Here is a 23,813-nt window from a genome sequence, read left to right as displayed (position 1 = left end):
TATATTTTGACAAAAGATTATTTGTTTAGTGTTATTATTCCGCACAAAGACTCTACAACTTTATTGCAAAGATGTCTAGATTCTATACCTAAAGATGATGATATCCAAATTTTAATTATAGATGACAATAGTCAAAATATAGACAGAAAAAACTTCCCAGGAAATGACAGAGCACATGTAAAAATTTTTTTTTCAGATATACAATTAACAGCAGGTGGTGCAAGAAATAAGGCACTAAGTATGGTGTCTGGAAAATGGATATTATTTTCTGATGCTGATGATTTCTTTACAAGCAATGCATTTGAAACATTTAGAGCAACCATATCTAATCAATACAATATTTTGTACTACAAAGTAGAAAGCAAGTACTCAGATACTTTAAAACCTGCAACAAGGCATCTAGGAGTTAATAAGATGATAAACGAATACGAGGAAGATGCAAATATTCTTCGTTTAAAACATATCGTGCCTTGGGGCAAAGTGTTTTCAGCAGAATTTATAAAAACAGGTAAATTTAAATTTGATGAAGTGCCCGCCAGTAATGATATGATGTTTGGTTTAAAAACAGGCTATTATTCAAGTCAAATAGCTGTAGTACATCACGTAGTATATTGTATTACCATGAAAAGTGGTAGTATAAGCAATACGCTAACTAAAACAAATAATAGAAGTAGGTATCAAGTAATGTTAAGAGCAAATTTGTTTTTAAGAGAAAAGGGATTGCACAAATACCAAAACTCTATTAGACCTTTTGTCTTTAATGCGTTAAAATTTGGTGTGTTAGAGTTTATAGACTCTATTAAATTACTATATAAATACAAGGGTGATTTTTTCTACGATTTTAAATTTGGAAGAGTGGTAACTTCATTTTTTAAATTGAAGCAAAAAGAAGAATTGCATAAAAAATACATCAAAAAAAAAGAGTAACTTCATATCATGAAAATTGCATTTATTTTATGTCCTGATGCTATTATTTCGGGCAATTCTAATGGTATTAAAAATCAAGCTCTATCATGGCAAAAGGGTTTGGAAAAACAAAACCATAAAGTAGTACAAACAAATGTTTGGGGCAATTATGATTGGAAATCATTTGATGTTATCCATATATTTGGGACAGGCTTGTGGTTATACGGATTTGTTAAGAATTTAAGAACAAAAAATGATAATATAGTCATTTCTCCTATAATAGATTCTTTACAATCTAAATTAGCCTATAAAATATCTACTTTTATCGGATTCAAAAAATTAAGACTTTGGTCTCCTTCATATACCTTAAGAAAAACGTTGCCAATGGTTAAAAATGTTTATGTAAGATCTACTTATGAAGCTGAGTTTTTTACAAAATCTATGGGGTTGTCTAAAGATAAACTAAAAACTATTTTTTTAAATTACGATAACGACGTTTGTAAAAACATAAAAGGTAAAGTAGATACAGAAAATTTTTGTTTGCATATAAGCTCAATATATCAACCTAGAAAAAATGTTTTGAGGCTTATAAAAGCAGCAAAAAAATATAAATTTCAATTGGTTTTAGCGGGTGCTAAAGGCACGCCAGAGCAATTTAAGCCTTTGAAAGACGAAATTGGTACGTCAAAAAACATTGAAGTTTTGGGGTTTGTTACTCAAGAGAAAATGATAGAACTTTTTAAAAGAGCTAAAGTATTTGCTTTACCAAGTATATGTGAGGGTGTAGGTATTGTTGCTTTAAACGCAGCATATCATGGATGTGAAATATTAATTACAGAAGTAGGTGGTCCAAAAGAGTATTTTAGCCCTTTTGCAACCTTAATAAACCCTTTATCAGTAGATGAAATAGGGCAAGGTGTTGTTAAACTTTTAGGTAAAAGTAGAGATAACAAACTAGAAGAGTTCATCAAAGCTAATAATAGTATAGATGTAACAACTATGAAATTAGAGAAGACATACTCAGAACTAATACATAATTAGGTGTTATGAAATTAAAACAAAATTCAATTGTTGTCATATCTTTTTTTGTGTTTTCTGGTTACTATGCCTTATTAGCGCTTCTAATAGCTTTAGGCTTAACAGACTCTACGAGATTGGTTACCATTCCGTTAAGAATGATTACAACAATATTGATGCTTTATGTTTTAATCTTTGAATTCAAATCAATACAAAACAATAAAAAAAATCCAATTTATCTTCTTTTTATTCTTTTTTGGAGTTTATATTTTATTAAAGTCTTAATAAATGAAAGCAACTTGTATGTATTAAATAGAAGGTGGTATGAGTATCTCTTTTATGCTGTTAATTTCTGTATACTACCTTTTTTAATGTTTTCTAAAATAAGTTTTAACCAATACAAAAGAAAGATACTTAGTTCGCTTATATTTTCTGGTTTTTTGATGGGACTTACAAGTCTATACTTGTATAAAGCCATAATTTTAGCAGGTGTTGGTAGAATTTCTATGGCAAGATATTCAGGGATAGAAGATGAAACTTTGAGTCCAATAGCCTTGTCTTATGCTGGTGCTTTAACACTTACTCTCTGTTTTTATGAACTCGTTTTCAACAAAAATAAAAAGATTACATACAGTATATATTTATACATCACAATAATACTTTCGCTATTAATGTTTTTTTTAGGGTCTTCAAGAGGTTCTATTGTAGCAATAGTGATGTCATTACCGCTATTTATTATTTATGGAGGAGCAAAAAATAAATTAAAATTTATCGTAAGTTTTATACTTAGTATACCTATAATTATTTACGGTGCTAATAAAACAGGAACCTCAGTATTTGAAAGAACTTCAAATACTCTTGAAAGCGGAGATTTTGGAAGAGGGAATTTGTGGGTTGACGCATGGAATGAATTTTTAAATAACCCAATACTAGGAGGGAGAATTGAAATAGGATTTTATCCTCATAACTTTATATTAGAGACATTAATGGCAACAGGTATTATAGGTGTTGTACTATTGTTTTTTCTTCTATTTAAAGGATTTAAAAATGTATATTTAAAATCATTTAAAGACCCAAATTATATTTGGGTTTTTATCATATTAATTCAAGGATTTGTTCAGCATACGTTTAGTGGAGCACTATATTTCTCGGTAGTATTGTTTTTTTCCTTAGGATTAAGTTTTTCTCAATTAAAACAAAATGAATAAACAAACTTGCTTAATTTACAATTATGCCCAACATTACAGAGGGGGTATTTTCAAATTATTAGACAGGCAATTGAATATTGACTCTTATTTTGGAGATAAAATGGGGGATGTCAAAAAATTAGATTATAAAGAGCTTAAAAACTTTAAAAAAGAGCTAAAAAATATAAACATATATTCTCATATCTATTGGCAAAAAGGAGCATTAAAACTCTTGTTCAAGCCTTATGCTAATTATATTATATTAGGAGAGTATTATTGTTTGTCTACTTGGTTTATTTTAATTTTTAGTAAATTTTCAAATAAAAAAATTTATTTATGGACGCATGGTTGGTATGGTAATGAAAGTGCTTCTAAAAGAATTTTGAAAAAAGCCTTTTTTAAACTCTCCGATTCATTGTTACTCTATGGTAATTATGCCAAAGAACTTATGATTGATGAAGGATTTAAAAAGGAAAAATTGCATGTAATATACAATTCGTTAGATTATAAGAAGCAATTAGAAGTCAGAAGTAAGCTTAAAAAAACAAGTATTTATAACGATTATTTTGGAAATGATAATCCTGTATTGATATTTATTGGAAGATTAACAAAGATTAAAAATTTAAATTTTTTAATTGAAATTCAAAAAAAAATGGTGACAAAAGAAACTCCTATAAATTTAATTTTTATTGGGAGTGGTGAGGAAGAAGAAAATTTAAAAAGGTCTGTAAAATTAAACAATACAGAAAAATTGACTTGGTTTTTTGGTCCCTCATATGATGAATATGACATAGGAAACCTATTATACAATGCAGATATATGTGTGTCTCCAGGAAATGTCGGTTTAACAGCAATGCATGCAATGACTTACGGTACGCCTGTAATATCTCATAACAATTTTAGTCTTCAAATGCCAGAATTTGAATCCATAGTAAAAGGAGTTACAGGAGAATTTTTTGAATACAATAACAAAGAATCTTTATTAAAAACAATAGAGAATTGGTTAAATAATAATCATAATAGAGAGTTTACTAGAAAAAGTTGTTTTGAAAGAATAGACAAATATTTTAACCCAGCTTATCAAATAGAAATTATCAAAAATCAGTTAGATGAAGACTAGAATTAGAAAGCTATTTAGAGATACAAGAATGTATTTTTTGAGAAAAAGGTTAAAGCTTAAAAACGTACATAAAACATTTTATATTGGAGGAAAATCTGAGATTTCACCCGACCTAACTGCAGGAGCTTATTCCTATGTTGGTCCAAATTGTAAGATTTATCCAAAAGTAATCATTGGAGATTACACTATGTTAGCAAACAATGTGAGTATTATTGGTGGTGATCATAATTTCAATAATCATAATTTGCCAATAATTTTTTCAGGTAGAGGAGTTTTAAAAACAACATCTATAGGTAAAGATGTCTGGGTGGGTGCCTATGCTAAGATCAAAACAGGTGTTCATATAGGTGACGGTGCAATTATAGCAATGGGTTCTGTGGTTACAAAAGATTTAGAACCCTATGCTATCTATGGAGGTGTCCCTGCAAAGAAAATAAAAGATAGATTTACAGACAAAAATCAAGAAAAAATATACAAAAGCATGTTAGAAAAGTCATACATAGAAAATAATTTTGGTTTTGATTTGCTATGTAACCAGCAAATGGAGAATATTTAAATTAATTAAAATATAATACAGCCCATGAAAATTACAGTTATAACAAGTCCATTCGGTTTAATACCTCCTCATGGTTATGGCGCTGTTGAACGACTTTGGTATAATTTAAGTCTAGAATTTGTAAAAAAAGGACATCAGGTTTGTTTTGTAGCAAAAAAACCTCAAGTCACGGTTCAAAATAAAGATAATATTACAATACAGTATGTAAAAGGATACTCTTGGTCTGGTTCATTTGCTATAAATTTATGTTTAGATTTTGTTTTTTCTTTGAAATCATTGATTAAAATGAATAAAACAGAAATTTTAGTTATGAATACCTTTTGGTCTCCAATATTAAGTGTTTTCTTTTCAAGAAAAATAAAAAAAACGATATATAATGTAGCAAGATATCCTAAAGGACAATTCAAGTTCTATAAGCATGTAAATAGATTAGCATGCGTGTCAAAACCAGTTTACGATGAGTTGATAAAACAGGAGCCATCACTAGAAAATCAATCTAAAATAATAAGTAATCCCATCAATACAAATGTATTTAAATACCATTCAAAAAAAGAAAGTAAAAATTTAAGAATTCTTTATACGGGTAGGGTTTGTGAAGAAAAAGGGCTGGTAATCTTAGTAGAAGCATTTAATAATTTAATAGCAAAGTACCCATATATTGAATTAGCTCTCATGGGCCCTAGAGATGTAGCAGATGGAGGAGGTGGAGAATTATATATCAATAAATTAAATACTTTAGCTTCAAAATTTTCTATAAAATGGATTGATCCAACATCTGATCAGCAAGAGTTATGTGACGAAATTGTGAAATCAGATATTTATTGTTATCCTTCTATTGCTGAAAAAGGTGAAACTTTTGGGGTGGCACCATTAGAGGCAATGGCAACAGGTACACCAACTATAGTATCTAACTTAGCATGTTTTAAAGATTTTGTAATAGATAATACGAATGCTCTGGTGTTTGATCACAAAGCATCGAACAGAGTAAATTTATTAAGTAAAAAAATTGAAATTTTAATAAATAATCCTGAAAAGAGAAGAAATTTGGGTGAAAAGGGTGTTCAAAAAAGTTTAGAATTCAGCAATGATATTATCGCTAAAGAATATTTAAAAGATTTTAGTTTTTTGCTTAACAATAAATAATTTTAGTTTTGAGTCGTTTACAATATAAATCCAGAAATCAAAAGAATCCCTATACATCTTCTTGGACAATAAAAGAAGCTGTTTTAATAAGAGTATGGAGTTTTTGTTGGAGTTTATTATATAAATATTCACCAAAAAAAATGGGGAATTATTGGAGGATATTTCTGCTAAAGTTATTTGGTGCTAAAGTAGATTGGGACGTGTTTTTGTATCCCTCCTCAAAAATATATGTTCCGTGGTTGTTAAAAATTGAAAGTAAATCTTGTTTAGGACCTTATAGCGAGGTGTACAACCTAGGTCAAGTTAATATAAAAAAGAGAGTCACCATATCTCAGTATACATATATTTGTAATGGAACACATGATATGAGCGATTTAAAATCTCCTTTAATGATTGGTGTGATAAATATAGCTAATGATGTTTTTATAGGAGCTAAAGCGTTTGTTCTTCCAGGAATTTGTATTGAAGAATATGCAGTTATTGGTGCATGTGCTGTAGTTACCAAAGACGTTAAAGCTTATGATATAGTAGGAGGTAATCCAGCAAAATTTATAAAAAAAAGAGTAATAAATGGATAATAAACCTTCATTAACGGCAATAATATTAACTTACAATGAAGAAGTTCATCTAGAAAGGTGCCTACGCTCTCTGAACACCGTTTGCGAAAATGTTGTAATTGTAGATTCTTATTCTACGGATAAAACAGAACAAATAGCAAAAAAATATAATGCTCGTTTTTTCCAGAACAGATGGGTAAATTATGCAACCCAATTCAATTGGGGTTTGGAAAATACGGATATTGATACTGACTGGGTAATAAGAATAGATGCAGATGAATACTTAGATAAAGAGCTTCAAAATAATATACTTTTAAATTTAAATCGTTTCAATAAAGATGTAATTGGTGTTAGAGTTAAAAGATTAATGTATTTTTTTGATAAACCTCTTAAAAAAGGAGGGATGTATCCTATTTGGCATCTAAAAATTTGGCGTAATGGAGTGGCCAAGTGCGAACAAAAATGGATGGATGAAAGGATGCTGTTACTACAAGAAGGTGAAATAGAAAATGTAGAAGGTAATAAGATAGATTATAATCTAAATAATATTACGTGGTGGACTTCAAAACACAATAATTACGCGACAAGAGAAGCTATAGATACTTTAGATAAATTGCATAACTTTACAAATAGTGAAGAAAAGATTTCAAATTTTTTTGGAACTTCAGAACAAAGGAGAAGATGGTTAAAAATGGCATATTTAAAACTTCCTTTATTTGTTAGGCCTTTCTTATTTTTCTTTGTTAGATACTTTGTTCAACTCGGTTTTTTAGAAGGTAAAAGAGGCTTTATTTGGTCTGTATTACAATGTTTTTGGTATCGTTTTTTAGTAGATGTGAAAATTTATGAAGCGTATAGGGCAGTTGGTAAAAATAAGGAACAGTTAATTTTATATTTTAAAGAAGAATATGGTTACGATGTTACAAATGTTAGTTAATTTATGAAAATATCTATAATCACGGTCTGCTATAACAGTGCAAAAACTATTGAAAAAACATTTCAATCAGTTGCTTCCCAAACTTATCAAAATATAGAATATATTGTTATTGATGGTAAATCTACTGATGATACTTTACAAATAGCGAATAAGTATCAAGAGGTTATTTCAAATATTGTTTCAGAAAAAGATAAAGGCCTTTACGACGCAATGAACAAAGGTATTGCTCTGGCAACAGGAGATATTGTAGGAATTTTAAATTCTGACGATGTGTTTAACGATGAAACAGTCTTGGAAGATGTTGCAAAATTTCACAACCAAAATAATGTAGATGCTTCTGTTGGTAACATTATTCAATTTAATAATGAAGGAAAAACTGTAAGAAAATATTCCGCAAAAAATTGGAACCCTGAAAAACTAAAAATTGGTTTTATGCCCGCGCATCCTGCTATATTTTTCAAGAGAGACTTGTTTACCAAATTTGGTAGTTATCATCTCGATTTTATCATTGGTGCAGATTACGAGTTGATTACTCGTTTTTTCTTAAAGCATAACATTTCTTGGAAATTTTCTAATATTACCACCACGGCTATGTTGGTAGGTGGTGTAAGCAGTTCTGGTTTTAGCAGCTATAAAATAGTATCTAGAGAAATTGCAAAGGCTTTAGAAAGAAATCAAATAGGTTTTAATAAAACAAAAGTAAAACTAAGAGGTTTTTGGAAAATTGTAGGTTTTTTAAATAAAGCATAAATTTTGAACAGACAACAATACATCATAACAGGTAACAAAGGATTTGTAGGGGTGAATTTAAGTAACTATTTGACGAATTTAAATGGAGATATCTTAGGGGTATCTAGAAAACCTAGTGCTACAGAGATAGGTTATCAAAGTTTAACTACAGAGATACTAAATACTTGTAGCGCATTTATTCATTTAGCAGGTAAGGCACATGATTTAAAAAAGACTTCAGAGGATGCTGAATACTTTCAAGTAAACACAGAATTGACCAAAATACTTTTTGATGTTTTTTTAAAAAGCGAATGCGAAGTTTTTATTTACATGAGTTCAGTAAAGGCAGTAGCAGATCAAGTGGAAGGTTTTTTGGCAGAAAACGAAACTCCTAATCCTATTACGGCCTACGGAAAATCTAAATTAGCAGCAGAAAATTATATTTTGTCAAAAGAAATTCCTAAAGGTAAAAGAGTTTTTATTTTAAGGCCCTGCATGATTCATGGTCCTAACAATAAAGGAAATTTGAATGTGTTGTATAGCTTTGTATCCAAAGGAATACCCTATCCATTTGGGAAATACAAAAACAAAAGATCGTTTGTTTCGGTAGATAACCTATGCTTTATAATACATGAATTAATTACCAATAAAAAAATTCAATCAGGAGTTTTTAATATTGCTGATGATGCGTCTTTGTCTACTACAGCTTTGGTAAAAATAATAGGAGAAACTATAAAAAAACCAGCAAAAATTTTAAATATTCCAAAACCTTTAGTTATTGCTTTAGCAAAAATAGGTGACATATTGCCTTTGCCTGTAAATTCTGAAAAATTAGAAAAACTTACAGAAAATTATCAAGTATCTAATCTAAAAATTAAACAAGCTCTTCAAAAAGAACTACCTTTATCCACATCAGAAGGATTAAAAAAAACAATAGCTTCATTTTAAAAGTATGGAAAAATTTTTACTCGTTTTAATTATTTTAATTGCTGCTTCATTCATTTACTTAAAATTAGCAATTAGGTTTAAAATTGTAGACAAGCCTAACCAAAGAAGTTCACATACAAAGATTACAGTAAGAGGAGGAGGTATTATTTTTCCTATTGCAATAGTGTTGTTTTTTGTGTTCAATCAATTTCAATACCCTTATTTTGTGGCAGGCGTATTGTTAATATCATTGGTGAGTTTTTTAGATGATATTTATACACTTAGTTCTAAAATACGATTTCCTTTTCAAATATTAGCCATTGCTTTAGTTTTAGTCGAATTAGAGGTGTCCTTAGAATTTTGGTTCTTTTTTTATGTAGCTTGGGGTGTTGGTGTATTAAATATGTTTAATTTTATGGATGGTATCAATGGTATTACAGGTTTATATAGTTTGTCTTCATTATTTGGTTTTTATTTGATCAATACAGAAGTTGACTTAGTAAACGATAACTTAATACTATATGCTGCATTATCATTGATTGTTTTTGGGTTTTATAATTTTAGAAAAAAAGCACTTTTTTTTGCAGGTGATATTGGTAGTATAGCAATAGGAATATTAATTTTTTTCTTAGGCATGTTATTTGCCATTAAATTATCGTATCCATTTGTGTTAATGTGTATCATGGTATATGGTGCAGATGCAGGTATGACATTGCTGTACAGAAAATTCTACACTAAAGAAAGTGTATTAGACCCTCATAGACATCATATCTATCAAAAGTTAGTAGACGTTTATAAAATTTCTCATCTTAAGGTTTCTGCACTTTATGCGATACTACAAGTTGTTATAAGTTACATTGCCTTTAAAACATATAAATTTAGTATGGTAAATCAATCCTATGTTTTTTTGGGTATTGTTTTATGTTTGATACTTAGTTATGTTTTTTTATTTAAAAAAATAGAGACTAAAAAACAAATATTAAATAATTAGCGGTCATATTACCATCTCTAAGAAAATATTTCACGTTCTATTAAAAATAGGATTAATAGAAAAAAAGAAGGGTGTTATTAAATTGTTTACCTATATATAGGTGTTTTCCCCTATTTTTGGCATTAAGTCTAAAAATAAGGATAGAATCTGCGAAAATGTTTTATGTTTACTCTTTAAATGTAGTAAAGTAGCTTTAGTTAGAAAAAGTATCATATCAATAATAAATAAAATATTGTAAATTCGCAAAGTAACAAGACCAAAAATGTTAAAAAACTTTCTTTTAAAGACCTTAAATAAATATGCCTCCAAGTGGCTGGTTTTATGCGTAGATTTGGTCTTGGTTATCATTTCTTTTTTCATAGCTTACTTTATAAGGTTTAACGTTAGTTTCGATTTTAATTACTCAAATTTATTACATCAAATCCCTTTTGTAGTTGTTTTTGCGTTGATTAGCTTTTTATTTGTTGGGTCTTATAAAGGAATAATAAGGCATACAGGTATTAGAGATACGTTTAATGTTTTTATAGGAAGTACATTATTATGTCTTATAATCTCTTTAGCAGTCACTTTTAATTTCTTTTTAGATCTTATAGAAGATTTTTATATACCAAAGTCAATCATAGCTATACATTACTTAGTAGCAACATTTATTTTGATTTTAAGCAGATTTGTTTTTAAAGCTTTTTATGAAGTAATTTCAACAGAATTAGATACGGTTAATAATGTTTTGATATACGGAGCAGGAGATTCTGGAATTATTACATTCAGTGCTTTAAATAGAGATACAAAGCATAATTATGAAGTTATCGGTTTTATTGATGATAACAAAAGCAAGATTGGAAAAAAAATAGATAGAGTAAAGATTTACAATCCGGATAATATTAATGCAAAATTCATTGAAAAGAATAATATAGATCAAGTTATTATTTCTATCCAAAACATAAAACCGAACAGATTACTTTCTATTACAGATAAATTTATAGATTTAGATGTAGAAGTAAAAATAGTACCTCCCTTAACGAAGTGGATTGGAGGTGATTTGCAAGCAAATCAAATTAGACAGATTAAAATTGAAGATTTGTTAGATAGGGCTCCAATTATTATTGACAACCCTATCGTTCAAAGAGAGGTTAGTAATAAGGTGATACTGGTATCTGGAGCAGCAGGATCTATAGGAAGTGAAATATCAAGACAACTTTGTGGCTACAATTGTAAATTGATTGTGTTGATAGATCAAGCAGAATCTCCTTTGTATGATTTACAACAAGAATTAATTCAAAAAGGAATTACCAATTTTGTTGCCATAGTGTCAGATGTTAGAGATCGTTTTAAAATATCTAGGATATTTGAAAAGTACAAGCCGCAAAGAGTGTTTCATGCTGCGGCATATAAGCACGTTCCTTTGATGGAAAAATCACCTTATGAAGCTATAAAAGTTAATGTTTTAGGAACTAAAAATTTAGCAGACTTATCTATAGAAAACAATATTGAAAGGTTTGTAATGGTATCTACAGATAAGGCTGTAAACCCTACAAATGTAATGGGGGCTTCTAAACGTATTGCAGAACTGTACATTAGTTGTGTTAGTAAAAATGCAAAAAACACAAAATTTACAACAACAAGATTTGGAAATGTACTTGGTTCTAACGGTTCTGTGATACCACTATTTAAAAGACAAATTGAAAATGGAGGACCTTTAACTGTAACTCACAAAAAGATAACAAGATACTTTATGACCATTCCTGAAGCGTGTAGTCTAGTGTTAGAAGCGGGTACTATGGGTAAAGGTGGAGAAATTTATATTTTTGACATGGGAAAATCAGTCAAGATATTTGAAATTGCAAAACGAATGATACATCTTTCTGGTTTGAAATATCCAGAAGATATTGATATTAAAATAACAGGATTAAGACCTGGAGAAAAGTTGTATGAAGAATTGTTAGCAAATGGAGAAAACACTACTAAAACGTACCATGAAAAAATTATGATAGCAAAAAGTCAGGAAATTGATGTCTCTCATGTTCAAGAAAATATCAACCATCTATCGGCTAATTTCTCAACACTTAACAATAGTGATTTGGTAAAGTTTATGAAAGAGTTAGTTCCCGAATACGTTTCAAACAATTCGGAATTTGAAAAATTAGATCAGATAACAGAAAAGGTTTCATAAAATATGCTATTTTCGCAAAAAAAAAAAATCATGTCTATATTTTATAGAGTTATATTTTCCTTTTTATTCCTTATAACTATAACTTCATGTGTCTCCAATAAAAAAATTGCATACCTTCAAAATGATACTATAAACCAAAAAAAGGTTAGTAACATATATACCACAATCTTTAAACCTGATGATTTATTGCAGATTACTGTAATTGCTGACGATATCAAAGCTGCTATTCCTTTTAATTTACCAACCGTTTCAGTAAATATCACTGCGCCAGACAGAATAGGCCAAGAAAGACAGCTTATACCTTATTTAGTGGATAGTAAAGGTAACATAGATTTCCCCGTATTGGGTTCTATTAAAGTAGCAGGAAAAACTAGGGAGGAAGTCATTTCTTTATTAAAAAGTAAATTATCACCTAGATTTTTAAAAAATCCTACGATAAATATTAGAATAACAAATTTTAAAGTAAATATTTTTGGAGATGTTAGAAGACCAGGAGCTTATACTATACCTAATGAAAGAGTCACAATCTTGGACGCACTAAGTTTAGCGGGTGATTTAAATATTTCCGGGAGAAGAGATAATATTTTAGTAACTAGAGAAGAAGGAGACGAAAAAAAAGAGTACAGGATAGATTTGAGGTCAAAAAATATATACACCTCTCCAGTATTCTATTTACAACAAAATGATAATATTTATGTTGAACACAATTATGCTAGAATTCAATCAGCTTCTAATAATTCTAATAGAAGTCTATTTATTTCTATAACAGGTTTATTAATTACTATAGTTTCCCTTTTAATTAGATAATATGCAAGATTCAGTGAGTTCTAAAGAAAAAATAAAAGTAAATGATTCTTTAAATATTAGACAAGAACTTGAAAGGTATTTGTATAATTGGAAATGGTTTTTGTTAAGTTGTCTTATTTCTTTTTCAATAGCCTATTTATATTTAAAATATTCTACACCAAAATATAGTGCCTCTGCCAGTATCATGATTAAGGATAACCAAAAGTCTGGTATCTCTGATGAGTTAAAAGCAGTTTCAGATTTAGGAATAGTAGGTACAGGTTCTTCAAATAATACAGATAACGAAATAGAAATAATTAGGTCTAGAAAAATTGTAGGTAAAGTTGTAGATAGTCTAGAACTCAACGTAGTTTATTTTGTAGAAGGAAGAGTTATTAATTCTGAATTATATAAAAGGACCCCGATTAAGTTGAATTTTTCTAAGATGAACCCTAAAATCTTAGAAAAAGATACACTAATATCAGTTTCAATAATAGATAACGAAAAATTCTTACTAAAAAATTCACAAAACAAAAACCTTGGAGAGTTTACTTTTGGAAGTGTAATTGAAAACAGTAACTTAGGAACTATTAGTATAAATTTAGTACGACCAGACTATAAGGTCAATAAAGAGATTTTTATTAAAATATCAAAAAGAACAAGAGCTATAGATAAATATAGATCAGCTGTTAGTATATCACCTATTAACAAAAACTCTAGTGTACTAATTTTATCTATAGATGGTAATGTTTTAGAAAAATCAGTTGACTTTTTGGATGAATTAGTAAGGCAATATAACTTAGACGCAATAAGTGATAAAAACGAAGTTTCAAAAAAAACCAAAGATTTCATTGATGAAAGACTTAAAAAGATTTTTATAGAATTAGGAGATATTCAAGACAGTGTTAAAAATTTTAAAAAGAAGAACAACTTTATAGGTTTGTCTTCTGAAGGTCAGATAATTTTACAAGAGGCATCTAGATATAATGATAAACTCATTGAGTTAAATTCTGAATTAGTCCTAGCTGAAGATGTTTACCAAAGACTAAAAGAATCAGATACAGAAACCTTACCACCAAACTTAGGATTAAGAGACGAAAATATTTCTGAATCTATTATATCATATAATAAGTTGGTTTCTGAAAAAAACACACTAAGGTTAAGTGCAGGTCCAGAGAATCCAAATCTAAGACGTATTATTACAGAAACAAAACTTCAACGAATTAATTTAATCAAGAGTATAGAAAATTTAATTTTATCAATAAAAAGTCAAATAGGAGAATTTAATAACGTAGAAACTAATATCAAGGAAAAACTTTCGTCTATTCCAGTATTAGAAAGAGGATTTATTGATATAGCAAGACAGCAAGAAATTATTTCAGGCTTATACTCGTATTTATTAAAGAAGAAAGAAGAAACTGCTATATCTTTAGCTGTTACAGTACCTAATGCTAAAATTATAGATGTAGCTTATGGTAATGGGGTTCCTGTTTCACCTAAAAAAAATATTATCTATTTAGTTTCTCTAATTATGGGTCTAGTAATCCCTTTTGTTTTTATATATCTAAAGAATTTATTAGATACAAAAATCCATTCTAGAAAAGATATTGAAGATTTAACAGATGTTCCATTCTTGGGTGATGTGCCACATTCTGAAACTAAAGAAAAAATTGTTATAGGAAAGGATTCTAGATCTAGCACAGCAGAAGCATTTAGATTGATTAGAACAAATCTAGATTTTATATTGACTGATGACGAAAATAAAAAAGGAAAAACCATTTTTATAACATCTACCACAAGTGGGGAAGGAAAATCTTTTATCTCTATAAATTTATCCGCAGCATTGTCTCTCTCTGATAAAAAAGTGTTGTTAATGGGGATGGATTTGCGAGCTCCTAAGGTTACAGAGTATTTAGGAATACCTGAAAGAAAAGGAATTACTAATTATATCAAAAATAAAGAATTAAGTGTTCAAGATATAGTTTTTTCTATTCCTGAAATTAAAGGGTTAGATATTATTGCTTCGGGAGTTATTCCGCCTAACCCAGCAGAATTATTGCTTACTGATAGAATAAAAGAGCTCTTTTCTTTAGTAAAAGAACAATATGATTATATTATTGTTGATACTGCTCCTGTAAATCTTGTAACAGACACAATGCTGATATCAAAGTATTCAGATATGTTCATCTATGTAGCAAGAGCAAATTATTTAGATAAAAGAATGCTGCAAGTTCCACAATCTTTATATAAAGAGAAAAAATTACCCAATATGTCTGTAGTGTTGAATGATACAGATATGAAAAGAGGTTATGGCTATGGTTACGGCTATGGCTACGGTTACGGTTACGGCTATGGTTATGTAGAACAAGAGCAAAAACCTTGGTACAAGAAAATATTTAGTTAAATAAAAAAGGAAATCAATTTGATTTCCTTTTTTATTTAAAATATGCATTCTTAGCAATCAAATGTTCTAGTGTTTTTATGTTTTTGGGGGTCGCTATGCTTTTTAAACGCTTTAGATGTTCTTTATGATGTGTATCTGTACCTACAAAATCATAGAAATTTTGTTGTACTAATTTTTTAGCTGTATTTTGCACTCCTTTGCCATACTGTTCAGTTAATGACAATAAGTTCAATTGAAATAAACATCCAGCTCGTTTTAGTTTTTGAAAATTTTCAAAATTATTATGATAAAAAATATAACGCTCAGGATGTGCTAAAATGGGTTTGTAACCTTTTAACTGAATTTCAAAAAGAACATCATACAAATTATAAGGAGCATTAAAATAAGACATCTCTACCAATATAAAATTGTCTTTTAAGGTAAGAATATCGTTGTTTTCTAGACGTAGTGAAAATTGTTCGTCTATCATATATTCTGCTGAAGCGGAAACGTCTATATCAGTAATATTTCTTTTAATCAACTCAGATTTTACAAGTTCTAATTTTTCTAAAATCGTTTCGGTTGTGTTTGGATAAACATCACCTAAAACATGAGGAGTAGTGATAAGCTTTTTTATACCATAAGAACGCATTTTTATAATAAGTTCTATAGAATCATCTATATCATTTGCACCATCATCAATACCAGGTAATAAATGCGAATGAATATCTACAAATCCTTTAGGAAAAAAATCAGATAGTGGAATTTCTTTTTTCTTAAAAAATAACATAATTAGCCTTTAAAGCAAATTTACAATAATTAAATATAATATACTTTCAATATTTACAAGTCTAAGATAAATTAATAATTACGAAAACGATTGAAGATATTACTACTATTGTATATGAATGTTACTTGTAATATCTTTGAGTAAAATAAAAAAATATGATACTAATTGCTGACGGAGGTTCAACTAAAGCAGATTGGATTGCTATAGATACAACGAACAAGACAGAATTATTTAGAACTAGAACTTTAGGCTTAAACCCAGCAATTGTTCCTGCAGAAGAGTTACATAATAGAATTATTAATATGTTTCAACTTATACAGGTAAAAGATCAAGTAGAAGAAATTCATTTTTATGGTGCTGGATGTGGAACTCCAAACCCAGTTCAAATTTTAAAAGAAGTTTTAGAGTCTATTTTTGTAAATGCTAAAGTTGTTATAGATGAAGATATGTTGGCTGCAGTTTACGCGGCTTCTGGTAAAAAACCAGCTATAGTTTGTATTTTAGGAACGGGTTCTAACAGTTGTTATTTTAATGGAGAAAAGATGGAAATGTTGGTGCCTTCTTTAGGTTATATTTTAATGGATGAAGCTAGTGGTAATTACTTTGGAAAGAGATTGATTATTGATTATTATTATAATATAATGCCAAAAAATATTGCAGAAAAATTTAAAGAGGAATTTAATCTAGATGCAGACTATATAAAGAAGAATTTATATAGAGCTTCAAACCCAAATATGTATTTAGCTTCTTTTGCTAAGTTTATGTTTGATTTTAAAGAAGATAAGTACATTAAAAGAATCATAAAGAAAGGGTTTCAAGAATTTTTTAAATATAGAGTATTGCCCTATAACAAAACTTCTGAGACACCAGTTTATTTTATAGGGTCTATAGCGCATTATTTTAGAGATATTTTAGAAAAAATAGCTGTAAAAAATAATTTAAAAGTTACAGATGTTATACAAAGGCCTATAGATAAGTTGTTAAAATATCATAAAAACAATATCAATTAATAATTTCTAAAAGCCTTTCTAGACGCATACCTCTAGAGCCTTTAATTAATATAGACTGATGCTGAAGTGGATTATTCTTTAGTGAATCGTATAAATCATCAAAATTCTTAAAAAAATTAGGGTTAGTACTTACCTTAGAAAAATGTTTTCCAACAAAAAGACAACAGTCAAAGCTAAATTTTCCAGCTAGTTTAGCGATAAATTGATGTTCTTTTTCACTATCACTTCCTAGTTCAAACATATCTCCTAAAATAACAGTTTTAGATTTAAATGTCATGGCATTAAAATTTTCTAAAGCAGCAATCATTGAAGAAGGATTTGCATTATAAGCATCTAAAATAATAGTATTAGAACCTTTTTGTATCACTTGAGATCTATTGTTATCTGGTATGTAGTTTTCAATAGCTTTTTTGATATCTAAATGATTAACTTTAAAAAAGTGTCCTACAGTACATGCAATAGCTATATTGTAGTAATTGTATTTTCCAATTAAATTACTCTGTATTGTATCATTTTTATAAGACAATTTCACATAGGGGTTAAGGCCTAAGTAAGTTATACTTTCCAAAAATACAACTTTTTTTATGTCTTTAGTTTTTTCTACCTGTATACTGTCATGAGGGTTTATAAATGCTGTCTTTTTGTGTGCTCTCAAAAAAGTATACAATTCACTTTTTCCTTTTTTAACACCTTCAACTCCGCCAAAACCCTCTAAATGTGCTTTGCCAAAGTTTGTAATATAGCCATAATCAGGTTCACAAATAGAAGATAAGAAAGCAATTTCTTTTTGGTGGTTAGCCCCCATTTCTACAATACCTATTTCTGTTTCAGGTGTCATAGATAAAAGTGTAAGTGGTACCCCAATATGATTGTTCAAATTGCCTTGTGTCGCAGTGGTCCTGTATTTTTTTGATAACACAGCATTTATTAATTCTTTGGTGGTTGTTTTTCCATTACTACCTGTCAGTCCAAAAATAGGAATACTTAGTTTTTTTCGATGATAATTAGCAAGTCTTTGAAGTGTGTGTAGAGCATCATCAACCAAAATAATTCTATCATCTGTTTTATATTCAGCTTCATCAATCACGGCATATGAAGCACCAAAGGAAAGTGCTTTTTCAGCAAACATATTTCCGTTGAAATTCTCACCCTTAAGCGCAAAAAACATACTATTCTGTCTGATATTACGAGTATCTGTATCTATGAGATAATTTTCTGTGTAGTATTTATATATACTTTCTAAGTCCATGATTTAAAAATAAAAAAAAACCTCATTGCAAACTTTACAATGAGGCTTTATTTGTATAAAAAAATATTATTTTCTAGAAGGATTTCTAGCAGTTCTTTTTTTGTAGGTCATAGGGCCTACTTTGTCCGTTACACATCTAAAACCAATAAAGTTTGTAGCCATATATTCAGGTAGGTATCTTCTTTGTGCTGGATCTAGCCAATATTCTCTATCAACCCAAGATCCACCTTTGTAAACTCTAGTTCTGTCGCTAATTAAAGTTGTTCTCTTTTTAGCATCATTTACTAGAATTTCCTCTCCTGTATCAGGATCTACCTCTTTGGTTGGTCTTCTTGGAGAATTGTACATAGTAGGTCTAGAAGCAAATTGATCTTCATCATCTTGATAAAATCTAGACGAATTTAAATCACCATCCCCAATGGCTCTATTGTCAGAAACACTAAAGTTTCTTCTTAACGTAACATCATTTTTAGTAATTGGAATATATTTGATACTTCCTGGTAATTGTTTAGGAATAATATTACCGTTTGGTAACGTATCATATTCAACTTCAGCACCACTAGAAACGTCAGCAATAACTACATTACCTTCTTTATCAATCATTTTCTTGGTAAACACATTGCCTCTAAAATAATTAAAATCATTAGCTTCATTGTCTATTATCGGTCTGTAAACATCTGCTACCCATTCTGCGACATTTCCAGACATATCGTACAATCCAAATGCATTTGGAGGATAAGATTTTACACGAATAGGAATGTCTGAACCATCAGAACTCCAACCAGATAGACCACTGTATTGACCTTTACCTTGCTTAAAGTTTGCCAATTGGTCTCCTCTAAATCTTTTTTCAGTTTCTCTTGTATACTTACCGTTCCAAGCATATTTTTTTCTACCTCTAACATTATTGTATTCTCTGTTTTCAATATTAGCTTTGGCAGCAAACTCCCACTCAGCTTCTGTAGGAAGTCTAAATTTTTGACTTAAAACACCATCTGCTTTAGTAATTTTTCTACCTTGAAAAGATCCTCTTTCTCCTCTCACAGCACCCCTTGTTCTAATACCTCTTTGGTAGATTGTAGAGTCACCATCAAAAAGTTTTTCAGAGTCAGCAAAAAATACATCCGTATCAAAAAAGTTTCTAATAGAATCATTATCAAAAATATTTTTGATATATCCCTTGTCTATTAATTTTTTTAAATTTACCGCGTCAGTTCTCCATTTACAATATTGATTTGCCTGTAACCAACTCACTCCAACTACAGGATAATCAGCATAAGCAGGATGACGTAAATAATTTTCAGATAAAATATCTGTATTACCTAAACTTTTTCTCCACACTAAAGTGTCAGGTAAAACAGAATTGTATATGTGCTTGTATTTTTCTTCTGATGGAGGAAAAACGTCTTTGATATATTGTACATATAAAAAGTATTCTGAGTTGGTAACCTCAGTTTCATCCATAAAAAAAGAACGAATATGCATTTTTTTTGGGGTTGTATTCCAATCAAACATAACGTCATCTTGAACTTGTCCCATAGTAAATGTACCTCCTTCTATGGCTACCATACCTAAAGGTGTGTCTTGACCAGCAAAAGCCCCACCTCTTATATAATTGCCATATTTTGGGTTGTTAAAAGGAATTCCTGTTAATTTAGAACTCCCAGAAGTTGATCTGCTACAACTAGCTAATACGAATACACACAGCGTAAACAGTGATATTTTATAGATGTTTTTCATTTTCTAATTTGAAAATTGTTTAGGGTTTTGATTATAGCGATGCAATTTACAATAATTCTACGTTCAGACAAGTAAAATGCTAATTTTAACGCCTCATTTTTACGTTCACATTCTAATAAACGAGAACGATTTAAATTTAGTATAATTTTAGAGCATTTGTGTTAAAATATCTACAAATAATTTGCGTTATTTGAATACAATTATGAAAAGACATATTTTTTTACTCTTATTTGTTGCGTTTATACAAGTTGCAAACGCTCAAGTTACTAATTCTGTGTTATCTTCTGGAGATTGGTTTAAGTTTTCTGTAGATACAACAGGTGTTTTTAGAATAGATAGAAACCTATTGCAAGAAATTGGAGTTTCTACTAACGGTTTAGACCCTAGAAAAATTCGTATTTATGGAAATGGAGGAAACTTACTACCTGTTTTAAATTCAGATTTTCGATTTGAAGATTTACAAGAAAATGCAATTTATATAGAAGGAGAAAGTGATGGCTCTTTTGACAGTTCAGACTTTATCCTTTTTTATGCTAAAGGACCTCATGATTGGATTGTAAGTACAAGTAACCCTAATACTACTAGGCATAGACAAAATATTTTTTCTGACGAGTCTTTTTATTTTATAACAGTTTCTGAAGAAAACGGAAAACGCATACAACCAAAAAACCCTGTTGTAGCTAACACAACGTCTCAAATTACAACTTACAATGATTATACTTTTTTTGAGAAAGAAGAACGTAATATTTTAGCTGCAGGAACTCAATGGTTTTTTAATCAAGATTTTAATATTGAAAATACGCAAAGTTTTAGTATTCCGTTTCCAAATGCAGTGCCTAATGAAGATCTTCGTATTCGTGTAAGAGGAGTAGCCGCATCTATATCTTCATCTTCTATGGATATAAGGGTAAATGATCAAGATTTGTTTACATTGGGTTATTTTGGTGTAAGACCTACATCATTAACCAAAGCTGTAACTAGAGAAAATATTGCAAGTGCTTCAGTAAGTGGAGATGCTGTTAATGTAACCATTACATATAATAATGGAGGCAACCCATCTGCTAATGCTTTTTTAGATTATATAGAAGTTATCGGAAAAAAACAGTTACTAGCAAACGGAAATCAATTTTCATTTAGAAACTTTGACCAAGCCAACGCTACATCTGCTGTAGAGTATCTAATAGAAAACAATAATAATATTTTTCAAGTTTGGGATGTAACAAACCCTATAAATCCAGAAACAATTGCAAATGAAAATACAGATAATGCTTTTAGTTTTACAGATGAAGGAGGGGTTTTAAAAGAATATGTGGTACTGAATCAAAATGACTTTTATACACCACAAGCACTTCAAGAAGGTAGAGTAGCCAATCAAGACTTACATAGTTTAAGAGATATCAATTATTTAATTATCACCAATAACGAATTGGCTTCTGAAGCTCAAAGACTCGCAGATTTTCATCAAGAAAATTCAGATTTGTCTACCAAAGTTGTTGTTTTAGACGAAATTTATAATGAATTCGCATCAGGTTCTAAAGACATTACAGGGATAAGAGATTTTATAAGACACTTGTACGATACAAATTCTTCAGAAGATCAAAAATTAAAGTTTGTTTGCTTCTTTGGAGATAGCTCTTTTGATTATAAAAACAGAACGCCAGGAAACAACAATATAGTACCCGTAAAATTAGCGGAAGATAGTTTTAATCTTGCCATTTCTTATGTTACAGATGATTTTTTTGTAATGTTAGAAGATAATGAAGGTACAATGTCTAATACACATACTATAGATGTAGCTTCAAGTAGGATTCCCGTTTCAGATATACCTCAAGCAAGAATTGTAGTTGATAAGATTTTGAGTTATTACAGTAGAAATGCAATTGGAGACTGGAGAAATACAATAACGCTATTGGCAGATGATATAGATGATTCTTTTGATATTGCTATTCAAAGAGGTGTAGAAATCATAGCTGATGAAATTAAAGAAAGCAGACCGGTTTTTAATGTCGATAAAATTTATGCAGATTCTTTTGTACAGCAAAACTCATCAGGAGGAGAAAGATATCCAGAAGTTAACAACGCTATAAATAACGCTATAGAAAGAGGAACATTGGTTTTTGATTATTTTGGACATGGAGGAGAAGATGGTTTTGCTTCTGAAAGAATTTTAGAAAGACCTCAAATTCAAAATCTAAACAACAGAAATACACTACCACTTTTAATAACGGTTACCTGCGATTTTTCTAGGTTTGATAACCCAAGCAGAATCACTGCAGGTGAGTTGACTTTTTGGAGTGAGCAAGGTGGTGCAGCTAATATGATAACCACTACTAGAGAGGTGTTTATAAACGTTGGGCAAGCTTTTAATGAAGATTTAATTAGAATTTTATTAGAGTTTAATGATGAAGATTTAACTATTGCAGAATCCTTGGTAAAAGCAAAAAATAGTGCTAGAACAAATCAAAAGTTTTTTATTTACAATTTTGGAGATCCCGCGATGAAGCTTGCCATTCCTGAGCCTAATATTAGGCTTACCAAAATGAATGATAGAGATATTACACAATCGTTAGATACTATAAAAGCACTTTCTAGAGTAACTTTTGAAGGAGAGGTGCAAGATAGAGCCAACAATTTGATGAGCGATTTTAATGGTACGTTGTCAACTACAATTTTTGATAAGCCTATAGCACAAAGAACTTTAGATAACGATGGTTCTGGAGTAAACTTAGACTTTGATACACAGAATAGTAAATTATTTAAAGGAAAATCTACAGTAGAAAATGGTGTGTTTAAAGTAGACTTTATAGTACCCAAAGATATTAAAATAGCTTTTGGTAGAGGTAAACTGAGTTTTTATGCAGAAAATGGAGAAATAGACAAATCTGGGTTTAATTTAGATGTAGTTATTGGAGGTATAAATGAAGATGCACCTGATGATACAGTTGGTCCTGAGATTAGATTATTTATGAATGACGAATCATTTACAGATGGAGGAAATACAAATACTTCCCCCAATTTAATAGCATCTTTAGCAGACCCAAGTGGTATTAATACTTCTATTACAGCAGTAGATCATGATATTGTAGGTATTTTAGATGGAGACACATCTAATCCTATCGTTTTAAATGATTTTTACGAAACAGAACTCAACGATTTTACTAGGGGTAAGGTAACCTTTAGGCTCAGAGACTTAGAAGTTGGTCCTCATACCTTAAGTGTTAAAGCTTGGGATACTTACAATAATTCGTCTGAAGCCACGTTAAACTTCGTGGTTGTAAGTGATGAGATACTTAATTTAGAAAATGTTTTAAATTATCCAAATCCATTTATAAATTATACAGAATTTTGGTTTAATCACAATAAGCCAAATGAAGCTTTAGAGGTACAGGTTCAAGTGTTTACCGTTTCAGGTAAACTCATAAAAACCATTAATCAAACCGTGCAAACAACAGGTAATTTATCAAGAAATATTACATGGAATGGTTTAGATGATTTTGGTAATAAAATAGGTAAAGGAGTTTATGTATATAAACTTAGAGTAAAGTCTACAACAAGTAATTTGGTTGCAGAGAAGTATGAAAAATTAGTAATACTTCAATAAAAGTTAGATATTTG

The 23,813-nt window shown here is 29.6% G+C and carries 18 protein-coding genes and 1 pseudogene; 16 read left to right on the top strand and 3 right to left on the bottom strand.

Annotated elements, in window-relative coordinates; genetic code table 11:
* Window positions 1-6: 6 nt before the first annotated feature.
* From DUT90_RS06220 to DUT90_RS06155, 14 genes and pseudogenes are all read left to right on the top strand, one after another.
* The gene (locus tag DUT90_RS06220) at window positions 7-927 is read left to right on the top strand and encodes a glycosyltransferase family 2 protein (protein ID WP_181858153.1); all 921 of its coding nucleotides are present in this window, start codon (window positions 7-9) and stop codon (window positions 925-927) included.
* A 9-nt stretch (window positions 928-936) separates the two neighbouring features.
* Window positions 937-1,947, top strand: a complete 1,011-nt coding sequence (locus DUT90_RS06215) for a glycosyltransferase (RefSeq protein ID WP_114426294.1) — start codon at window positions 937-939, stop codon at window positions 1,945-1,947.
* 5 nt (window positions 1,948-1,952) lie between these two features.
* Entirely contained in the window at window positions 1,953-3,131 is a 1,179-nt protein-coding gene (locus tag DUT90_RS06210) for an O-antigen ligase (RefSeq protein WP_114426293.1), read from the top strand.
* On the top strand, window positions 3,124-4,230 hold the full coding sequence (locus DUT90_RS06205) for a glycosyltransferase (RefSeq protein ID WP_114426292.1): 1,107 nt from the start codon (window positions 3,124-3,126) through the stop codon (window positions 4,228-4,230). The genes DUT90_RS06210 and DUT90_RS06205 overlap by 8 nt, the downstream gene beginning before the upstream one ends.
* A complete protein-coding gene (locus tag DUT90_RS13535; protein ID WP_220222560.1) occupies window positions 4,220-4,786 on the top strand; it encodes a DapH/DapD/GlmU-related protein in 567 nt (188 codons plus the stop codon). The genes DUT90_RS06205 and DUT90_RS13535 overlap by 11 nt, the downstream gene beginning before the upstream one ends.
* Window positions 4,787-4,810: 24 nt before the next feature.
* Window positions 4,811-5,929: a glycosyltransferase family 4 protein gene (locus tag DUT90_RS06195; protein ID WP_114426291.1), complete on the top strand. Its 1,119-nt coding sequence runs from the start codon at window positions 4,811-4,813 to the stop codon at window positions 5,927-5,929.
* Between the two features lie 407 nt (window positions 5,930-6,336).
* Window positions 6,337-6,492: pseudogene (locus tag DUT90_RS13565) on the top strand (type B chloramphenicol O-acetyltransferase); the annotation flags it as partial.
* Window positions 6,493-6,499: 7 nt separating this feature from the next.
* Window positions 6,500-7,423 (top strand): glycosyltransferase family 2 protein, encoded by a 924-nt coding sequence (locus tag DUT90_RS06185; RefSeq protein WP_114426289.1) that lies wholly within the window; start codon window positions 6,500-6,502, stop codon window positions 7,421-7,423.
* A gap of 3 nt (window positions 7,424-7,426) precedes the next feature.
* On the top strand, window positions 7,427-8,173 hold the full coding sequence (locus DUT90_RS06180) for a glycosyltransferase family 2 protein (RefSeq protein WP_114426288.1): 747 nt from the start codon (window positions 7,427-7,429) through the stop codon (window positions 8,171-8,173).
* A gap of 3 nt (window positions 8,174-8,176) precedes the next feature.
* A complete protein-coding gene (locus DUT90_RS06175) occupies window positions 8,177-9,100 on the top strand; it encodes an NAD-dependent epimerase/dehydratase family protein (protein WP_114426287.1) in 924 nt (307 codons plus the stop codon).
* Between the two features lie 4 nt (window positions 9,101-9,104).
* Window positions 9,105-10,070 (top strand): glycosyltransferase family 4 protein, encoded by a 966-nt coding sequence (locus tag DUT90_RS06170; protein WP_114426286.1) that lies wholly within the window; start codon window positions 9,105-9,107, stop codon window positions 10,068-10,070.
* A 262-nt stretch (window positions 10,071-10,332) separates the two neighbouring features.
* Window positions 10,333-12,240, top strand: coding sequence for a nucleoside-diphosphate sugar epimerase/dehydratase (locus tag DUT90_RS06165; protein ID WP_114426285.1), 1,908 nt, complete (start codon window positions 10,333-10,335; stop codon window positions 12,238-12,240).
* Between the two features lie 3 nt (window positions 12,241-12,243).
* Window positions 12,244-13,047 carry a polysaccharide biosynthesis/export family protein gene (locus tag DUT90_RS06160; protein ID WP_114426284.1) on the top strand — a complete coding sequence of 268 codons (804 nt, stop codon included), beginning with the start codon at window positions 12,244-12,246 and terminating at the stop codon, window positions 13,045-13,047.
* 1 nt (window position 13,048) lies between these two features.
* Window positions 13,049-15,430, top strand: a complete 2,382-nt coding sequence (locus DUT90_RS06155; RefSeq protein WP_114426283.1) for a tyrosine-protein kinase family protein — start codon at window positions 13,049-13,051, stop codon at window positions 15,428-15,430.
* 31 nt (window positions 15,431-15,461) lie between these two features.
* Here DUT90_RS06155 and DUT90_RS06150 read toward each other — a convergent pair whose 3' ends face one another.
* The gene (locus DUT90_RS06150) at window positions 15,462-16,199 is read right to left on the bottom strand and encodes a tyrosine-protein phosphatase (RefSeq protein ID WP_114426282.1); all 738 of its coding nucleotides are present in this window, start codon (window positions 16,197-16,199) and stop codon (window positions 15,462-15,464) included.
* A gap of 155 nt (window positions 16,200-16,354) precedes the next feature.
* On the opposite strand from DUT90_RS06150, the gene DUT90_RS06145 reads away from it, so the two are divergent.
* Complete coding sequence (locus tag DUT90_RS06145) at window positions 16,355-17,209, top strand: N-acetylglucosamine kinase (protein WP_114426281.1); 855 nt, start codon at window positions 16,355-16,357, stop codon at window positions 17,207-17,209.
* Here DUT90_RS06145 and murF read toward each other — a convergent pair.
* Together murF and gldJ are read right to left on the bottom strand one after the other, a co-directional pair.
* Window positions 17,202-18,458, bottom strand: coding sequence for a UDP-N-acetylmuramoyl-tripeptide--D-alanyl-D-alanine ligase (gene murF / locus DUT90_RS06140; protein WP_114426280.1), 1,257 nt, complete (start codon window positions 18,456-18,458; stop codon window positions 17,202-17,204). The two genes, DUT90_RS06145 and murF, sit on opposite strands and share 8 nt — an antisense overlap.
* Window positions 18,459-18,524: 66 nt before the next feature.
* Window positions 18,525-20,198 (bottom strand): gliding motility lipoprotein GldJ, encoded by a 1,674-nt coding sequence (gldJ, locus tag DUT90_RS06135; protein ID WP_114426279.1) that lies wholly within the window; start codon window positions 20,196-20,198, stop codon window positions 18,525-18,527.
* Window positions 20,199-20,400: 202 nt separating this feature from the next.
* Between gldJ and porU the strand changes: the two genes are divergently transcribed.
* Window positions 20,401-23,799, top strand: a complete 3,399-nt coding sequence (gene porU / locus DUT90_RS06130; RefSeq protein ID WP_114426278.1) for a type IX secretion system sortase PorU — start codon at window positions 20,401-20,403, stop codon at window positions 23,797-23,799.
* Window positions 23,800-23,813: the final 14 nt, after the last annotated feature.

Origin of the sequence: Polaribacter sp. WD7, assembly GCF_003335085.1 — a bacterium.
Lineage (GTDB): Bacteria > Bacteroidota > Bacteroidia > Flavobacteriales > Flavobacteriaceae > Polaribacter.
Note: the sequence above shows the minus strand (reverse complement) of the source record. Positions and strands in the feature narration are given on the sequence as shown.

What these genes read in the sequence shown, in the direction of transcription:
- DUT90_RS06215 (WP_114426294.1), top strand. Translation starts at nt 937, where the DNA reads ATGAAAATTGCATTTATTTTATGTCCTGATGCTATTATTTCGGGCAAT.
- DUT90_RS06210 (WP_114426293.1), top strand. Translation starts at nt 1,953, where the DNA reads ATGAAATTAAAACAAAATTCAATTGTTGTCATATCTTTTTTTGTGTTT.
- DUT90_RS06205 (WP_114426292.1), top strand. Translation starts at nt 3,124, where the DNA reads ATGAATAAACAAACTTGCTTAATTTACAATTATGCCCAACATTACAGA.
- DUT90_RS13535 (WP_220222560.1), top strand. Translation starts at nt 4,220, where the DNA reads ATGAAGACTAGAATTAGAAAGCTATTTAGAGATACAAGAATGTATTTT.
- DUT90_RS06195 (WP_114426291.1), top strand. Translation starts at nt 4,811, where the DNA reads ATGAAAATTACAGTTATAACAAGTCCATTCGGTTTAATACCTCCTCAT.
- DUT90_RS06185 (WP_114426289.1), top strand. Translation starts at nt 6,500, where the DNA reads ATGGATAATAAACCTTCATTAACGGCAATAATATTAACTTACAATGAA.
- DUT90_RS06180 (WP_114426288.1), top strand. Translation starts at nt 7,427, where the DNA reads ATGAAAATATCTATAATCACGGTCTGCTATAACAGTGCAAAAACTATT.
- DUT90_RS06170 (WP_114426286.1), top strand. Translation starts at nt 9,105, where the DNA reads ATGGAAAAATTTTTACTCGTTTTAATTATTTTAATTGCTGCTTCATTC.
- DUT90_RS06165 (WP_114426285.1), top strand. Translation starts at nt 10,333, where the DNA reads ATGTTAAAAAACTTTCTTTTAAAGACCTTAAATAAATATGCCTCCAAG.
- DUT90_RS06160 (WP_114426284.1), top strand. Translation starts at nt 12,244, where the DNA reads ATGCTATTTTCGCAAAAAAAAAAAATCATGTCTATATTTTATAGAGTT.
- DUT90_RS06155 (WP_114426283.1), top strand. Translation starts at nt 13,049, where the DNA reads ATGCAAGATTCAGTGAGTTCTAAAGAAAAAATAAAAGTAAATGATTCT.
- DUT90_RS06150 (WP_114426282.1), bottom strand. Translation starts at nt 16,199, where the DNA reads ATGTTATTTTTTAAGAAAAAAGAAATTCCACTATCTGATTTTTTTCCT.
- DUT90_RS06145 (WP_114426281.1), top strand. Translation starts at nt 16,355, where the DNA reads ATGATACTAATTGCTGACGGAGGTTCAACTAAAGCAGATTGGATTGCT.
- murF (WP_114426280.1), bottom strand. Translation starts at nt 18,458, where the DNA reads ATGGACTTAGAAAGTATATATAAATACTACACAGAAAATTATCTCATA.
- gldJ (WP_114426279.1), bottom strand. Translation starts at nt 20,198, where the DNA reads ATGAAAAACATCTATAAAATATCACTGTTTACGCTGTGTGTATTCGTA.
- porU (WP_114426278.1), top strand. Translation starts at nt 20,401, where the DNA reads ATGAAAAGACATATTTTTTTACTCTTATTTGTTGCGTTTATACAAGTT.